Annotated in this window: 5 protein-coding genes and 1 pseudogene; all 6 read left to right on the plus strand. The window is 40.3% G+C overall.

What is annotated here, in order from left to right; translation table 11 throughout:
* Positions 1–80: 80 nt before the first annotated feature.
* A complete protein-coding gene (gene fliI / locus ENH88_RS22870; RefSeq protein WP_002959338.1) occupies positions 81–1,415 on the plus strand; it encodes a flagellar protein export ATPase FliI in 1,335 nt (444 codons plus the stop codon).
* Entirely contained in the window at positions 1,415–1,861 is a 447-nt protein-coding gene (fliJ, locus tag ENH88_RS22875) for a flagellar export protein FliJ (protein WP_010553907.1), read from the plus strand. Before fliI ends, fliJ begins: the two co-directional genes overlap by 1 nt.
* Before the next feature lie 89 nt (positions 1,862–1,950).
* Entirely contained in the window at positions 1,951–4,035 is a 2,085-nt protein-coding gene (locus tag ENH88_RS22880; RefSeq protein WP_304185861.1) for a flagellar hook-length control protein FliK, read from the plus strand.
* Between the two features lie 57 nt (positions 4,036–4,092).
* Positions 4,093–4,623 (plus strand): flagellar basal body-associated protein FliL, encoded by a 531-nt coding sequence (fliL, locus tag ENH88_RS22885; protein WP_024599213.1) that lies wholly within the window; start codon positions 4,093–4,095, stop codon positions 4,621–4,623.
* 9 nt (positions 4,624–4,632) lie between these two features.
* Positions 4,633–5,724 (plus strand): flagellar motor switch protein FliM, encoded by a 1,092-nt coding sequence (gene fliM, locus ENH88_RS22890; protein ID WP_024599212.1) that lies wholly within the window; start codon positions 4,633–4,635, stop codon positions 5,722–5,724.
* 20 nt (positions 5,725–5,744) lie between these two features.
* A pseudogene (locus tag ENH88_RS22895) lies at positions 5,745–5,948 on the plus strand (flagellar motor switch protein FliN); the annotation flags it as partial.

Here is a 5,948-nt window from a genome sequence, read left to right on the forward strand (position 1 = left end):
TGACCCTTAAAACACGTGTCAAAGAAACGTTGGATAGTTTTTTGCATAATAGTGGTATCTAACTATTTTATTGGCGTGTTATGTCAACTCAACGTGCACCTTTAAGCGAACGCTTATCTCAATATCAACAACATATTAAAACCCCGGCGCCTGCTGTGGCAGGTATTTTAACGCGTGTTGTTGGCCTTACCCTTGAGGCTAGAGGTTTACGTGCACCCGTTGGTAGCCAATGTAAAATAGAAACCATGAACGGCTTTGTAGACGCCGAAATAGTCGGTTTTAACGACCAAACTTTGTACTTAATGCCTAACGACCACATCTCTGGTGTATTACCTGGTGCGCGTGTTATTCCTCAAGTTAATAACTTAGGTTTGCCTGTAGGGATGAGTTTATTAGGCCGCGTGGTGGATGGTTTAGGCCGGCCGCTAGATGGCCTTGGTAAAATTAATGCTGAGCATCATTTAAAGTTTGCGCAAAATACTATAAACCCGCTTTCTAGAAGACCAATCACTAAGCCTATGGATGTAGGTGTGCGTGCTATTAACTCGGTAATTACAGTAGGGCAAGGCCAACGTATGGGCTTGTTTGCAGGCTCCGGTGTGGGTAAATCTGTATTATTGGGTATGATGACCCGAGGTAGTGAAGCCGATGTCATTGTTGTTGGCTTGGTGGGGGAACGTGGCCGCGAAGTAAAAGAATTTATTGAAGAAATACTCGGTGTAGAAGGACGCAAACGCTCAGTTGTTGTTGCAGCACCCGCTGATTCATCACCACTTATGCGTTTAAAAGGCTGTGAGAGCGCCGTAACTATTGCAGAGTATTTTAGAGATCAGGGTTTAAACGTATTATTGTTACTCGATTCGGTAACGCGTTACGCAATGGCGCAACGTGAAATTGCACTTGCTGTAGGCGAACCGCCGGCAACCAAAGGTTATCCGCCTTCGGTGTTTGCTAAATTACCTGCGCTAGTAGAACGCGCCGGTAATGGCGGAGAAGGGCAAGGTTCAATTACTGCCTTTTTTACAGTGCTTAGTGAAGGCGATGATATGCAAGACCCTATTGCAGATGCAGCGCGAGCTATATTAGATGGCCACATTGTACTATCGCGTGATTTAGCCGACAGCGGGCACTATCCCGCTATAGATATAGAAAAGTCGATTTCGCGTGTTATGCCTCAAGTTGTTTCTGAGCCGCATATGCAACAAGCCCGAGTGCTTAAACAAGTATATTCAATGTATCAACAAAACAAAGATATGATTACTTTAGGTGCCTATCAAAAAGGGACCGATCAAATGCTCGACCAAGCCATAAATATGATGCCAAGAGTAAATGCATTTTTACAACAAGGTATGCGAGATGTCATTAGTTACGATGATGGCCTGCAAGGTCTTGCTCAGTTACTAGGACAAGCATAATGGCTAAAAATAAACTCGATTTATTGCTCAAAATTGAAAATGACAAAGAAGAAAGTTTGCGCATGAGTTACTTACAAGCCAATCAAAACTTGCAATCGAATCAACAAAAGCTACAAGGTTTAAATAATTTTAGACTTGAGTACTCTCAGCAGTTACACCTCAAGGGGAAATCGGGTTTATCTAGTGCCGGATTTGGGCAGTATCATGCCTTTATAGCTAAAATTGAAGAAGCAATTCGCCAACAAGCAAGTACGGTAAATACCGCTAAGCAAGTTGTTACTCAACGTAAAACGCTATGGCTTAAGCAGCAAATTAAAGCTAAAGCAGTCGCCAAATTAATCGAAAATCAAAAACTTAAAGCAAATGCGTTAATGGCTAAAAATGAGCAAAAAATGTTAGATGAATTTTCAGCTAATCAGTTTTTTCAACGTCGTAAAGCTTTGTAATTCAGGCACGCTAATTGCTTTATTACTTAGTGGAATTCAACTTTTGGCGGTATGCGGTGGCATATTGCCGTAATGGTATTAGGTGATTTATGGCGATGAATAACATTTCGTTTTTAGTTTCTTCTGAAAAAGACTCTTTGATAGCCTCTAAAGACAATAGCTTAGCTAATAATGAAGGCGATTTAGGCGCGGAATTTTCAAGCCAATTACACGAAGCGCATAATTCTATGGAGCCTTTGCTTAAAGGCAATAAAAATCCCGGTGCCAAAAATTCGATTGCTATTCCAAATTATAAACAGCCAGAAAAAAATGAAAATCTGAGCGTAAAGCTAGATGAAGTAGCAACGGGCGAAGTTACTTTTGTGTCTGTTGAGATGCTTGATCAGATTAATTCAGCACAAGCAATGAGCACTTCGGTCAATAAGCCTTTTGAGACAGCTGAAAATACAGAGCTAAAAGCTACACAGGTAGAGAATACAGAATCAGAAAATACAGAATTAAAAAGCACATCAGGAATTGCATCAGCTAATGCGAGTGGCGAAGAAGCGAATGCAGCGAGTGTAGTGCAAAACCCGATTGCCACTAGTGTAGACTCTAAAGCGGCTAAATTAACTGATTCAAAAAGCGATAACTTTAGCTCACCATCTTTAAATTCATTACCATTAAATGAAGGAAAGCATCGTAAAAGTGCTGTTGCTGAGGCAATTGAAGGGCCATTAAACCCTATAAGTAAAAAACCCGATGACAGTTTTGGCTCTATAGTTGATGACACTGAATTAGTTTCAATGGATATTAAGGGACAATTAGCTCAAGATAAATCCGTCGATAAAAGTGCAAAAAATATAGTGTTGCCAACACCAGTGCCTACGCCAGCTGCTCCATCTGTAGCGACACCTTCTTTAACTGAATCAGAAACGATGCAATCAAGTTCACAGACATCTGAGAGCGAAAAAGGCGCAGCAATTGACGCCTTAATAGCTAAAGATGCGAGCTTAATTAAAGCTAATAATGTTATTGCTAGTTTAACGCCAGAGCAGCGCTCACAACTTAATGCGCAAGTTAAGGTGTTAGAAAATACTGATTCAATGAATGGCGCGACTAGCAGTACTACTGATCTTAAGCAAATGCTTGCGCAATTTATTACTGATAACGAAAAAGCACAGAGCACAGTAACTAAACACTCTTTTAGCACAGAAATAAATTCACTTAATACAGCTGAAAAACAAAGCTTATTAACGCAATTAAACGCTTATATTAAAACAGAGCAGCCTAAAGGCGAACAGTTGTCAGCGCTTAAGCAAACAGTTAATGAGTTAAAAGCTTCAATTGAAATAGGACTTGCCGACACAGCTAAATCAGACTCAAAAACGTTTGTAGCGTCAGAGACTCCTAATACAGTATATAATCCACAAAAGTTAAGCTTAAAGACATCGACAAACGAAGGGGCTGATTTAAATAAAGCCGTAACAACCTCAGCTGAGGGTGATGATTTATTAAAATCACTTGAAGAATTACAAAAAGATGGCCTTAAAAAAATAACTGCAGAACAAACACCTGCACGCGTAGCACAAGTATTTACGCAAATTACAGCTGCTTTAAATACTCAGCAAACGAGCACATTAAGCCAATACGACTCATTAAGTTACGAGCAGAGCTTACTTGATACCCAAATAATACAAACTCAACAATTACAAAGTACATCGCAAGTTAAGCAAGTAAGTATTGATCCTGGTGTAATGCAGGCAATTAATATTGTTAAAAGTGATGCAGCTAAATTACTGCAAGAGCGCGTTAGCTCAATGCTGAGCATTAATAACAAAGAAGCAGAAATTCGTTTAGATCCTCCCGAAATGGGTAGTATGCAAATACGTATTCGTAGCGATGCAGAACAAGCACATATAAACTTTGTAGTACAAAATCAGCAAGCCAAAGAAGCACTTGAACAATCAATGCCACGCTTACGTGAAATGTTAGCGCAACAAGGGTTAGAGCTTGGTGAAAGCACTATTTCTTATGGGCAATCTGGTGGTGAAACTGCTGAGCACAGTGAAGGTGGAACTCAAGGTAATTTGGCTAATAATAAGTCAGTTAATGATGAAAACGACGAGCAAGCAAATAACACTGCACAAAGTTCTCGACAACAAACTTCATCATCAATAGATTACTATGCCTAAGTACTGCTATTATAATAGTTAAAACAAGCAAGTACCTTTGCGATTAAAGGAATCATGATGGCTGAAGAAGCAAGTTTAGAAATTGAAGAAACCGGTAAAAGTAAAAAGAAACTCATAATAATTATAGTGGCTGTACTACTTATAATAGGTGGTGCTGCGGGTTACTTTTTTATGTCAGGTTCGGATGCGTCAGTTGAAACCTTGGATGAAGAGACTGCAATATCAGCAGATACCCCCTCAGCTGAGCCTAGTGATTCAGCTGAGATAGGCAGTGCTTTATATGTTGCGATGCCACGCCCATTTGTATTTAATGTGCCTGGCTCAAGTCGCGACAGAATTGTGCAAATTAAAGTACAGTTATTAGTACGTGGTGAAGTAAACGAAGAAACCGCTAAAAAACATATTCCGCTAATAGAAGGGACGCTACTAAGTGTGTTTTCTACTACAACAGCCGATGAGTTAAGTACGAGTTCTGGTAAAGAAACACTTCGTTTTTCTGCACTTGAAAAGGTACAAAAAGCCTTGATGGATGTTGAAGGCAGCAAAGTAATTGAGCGGGTATTGTTTACCGGCTTTGTGATGCAATAAGGGGTTAGCGTGAGCGATTTATTATCCCAAGACGAAATTGATGCGCTACTACACGGCGTTGATGACGTTGAAGAGGAAGATATACACGAAGGTGAAGATGGCGGGGGAAGTACGCTTCAGTACGATTTTTCTTCGCAAGATCGGATCGTGCGTGGTCGTATGCCGACACTGGAAATTGTTAATGAACGCTTTGCTCGTCATATGCGAATTAGCCTATTTAACATGATGCGCCGCACCGCAGAGGTGTCTATTAATGGCGTGCAAATGATTAAATTTGGTGAGTATATCCATACTCTGTTTGTTCCAACCAGCTTAAATATGGTGCGTTTTAGACCGCTGAAAGGTACCGGCCTTATTACCATGGAAGCACGACTTGTGTTTATTTTGGTAGATAACTTTTTTGGTGGTGACGGGCGTTATCATGCAAAAATTGAAGGCCGAGAATTTACGCCTACAGAACGTCGTATTGTGCAAATGCTCCTTAAGATCATTTTCGAAGATTATAAAGAAGCATGGGCACCGGTTATGGATGTATCGTTTGAATATCTCGATTCTGAAGTAAACCCAGCTATGGCTAATATTGTAAGCCCAACCGAGGTTGTGGTTATTAGTTCTTTTCATATTGAACTCGATGGTGGCGGTGGCGATTTTCATATTGCACTTCCATATTCAATGCTTGAGCCAATTCGAGAGCTGTTAGACGCGGGTGTTCAATCTGATACTGAAGATACTGATTTACGTTGGAGCAAAGCACTTCGCGACGAAATAATGGATGTAGAGGTTGATATGTCGACTCAGTTACTTGAAGTCGATTTAACCTTAAGGCAGATTATGGAACTCAAAACTGGCGATATTATTCCGGTTGAAATGCCTGAGCATATAACCGTATTTGTTGAGGAATTACCTACATTTAGAGCCAAGATGGGCCGCTCTCGCGATAATGTTGCGCTTCAAATTAGTGAAAAAATTAAACGACCTGATTCAGTTAAATCTGAGCTGCATGTATTTACCAAAGGCGGCAAGAAAATTGACTCAGATGCAGAATTAGCAGAACTAGAAGATGATTTACACCTCTCTGACGGTGTAGACTTAGACTGGTAATTGATTAAAAGGTTAAAAGTATGAGCGATGATCAAGATACAATGGATGAATGGGCAGCAGCATTAGCAGAAGCCGAAGGTCCAGATGATAGTAGCGAAGCACATGTTGCAGAGCTTGATGAGTTAAGTGATTCAAAACACGAAATGAGTGGCGATGAAAAACGAAAACTCGACACTATTTTAGATATCCCCGTTACTATTTCAATGGAAGTAGGGCGCTCTAAA

Source organism: Pseudoalteromonas prydzensis (genome assembly GCF_011050055.1).
Lineage (GTDB): Bacteria > Pseudomonadota > Gammaproteobacteria > Enterobacterales > Alteromonadaceae > Pseudoalteromonas > Pseudoalteromonas prydzensis_A.

Coding starts and splice junctions, on each gene's coding strand:
- fliL (WP_024599213.1), top strand. CDS start 4,093: ATGGCTGAAGAAGCAAGTTTAGAAATTGAAGAAACCGGTAAAAGTAAA.
- fliI (WP_002959338.1), top strand. CDS start 81: ATGTCAACTCAACGTGCACCTTTAAGCGAACGCTTATCTCAATATCAA.
- ENH88_RS22880 (WP_304185861.1), top strand. CDS start 1,951: ATGGCGATGAATAACATTTCGTTTTTAGTTTCTTCTGAAAAAGACTCT.
- fliJ (WP_010553907.1), top strand. CDS start 1,415: ATGGCTAAAAATAAACTCGATTTATTGCTCAAAATTGAAAATGACAAA.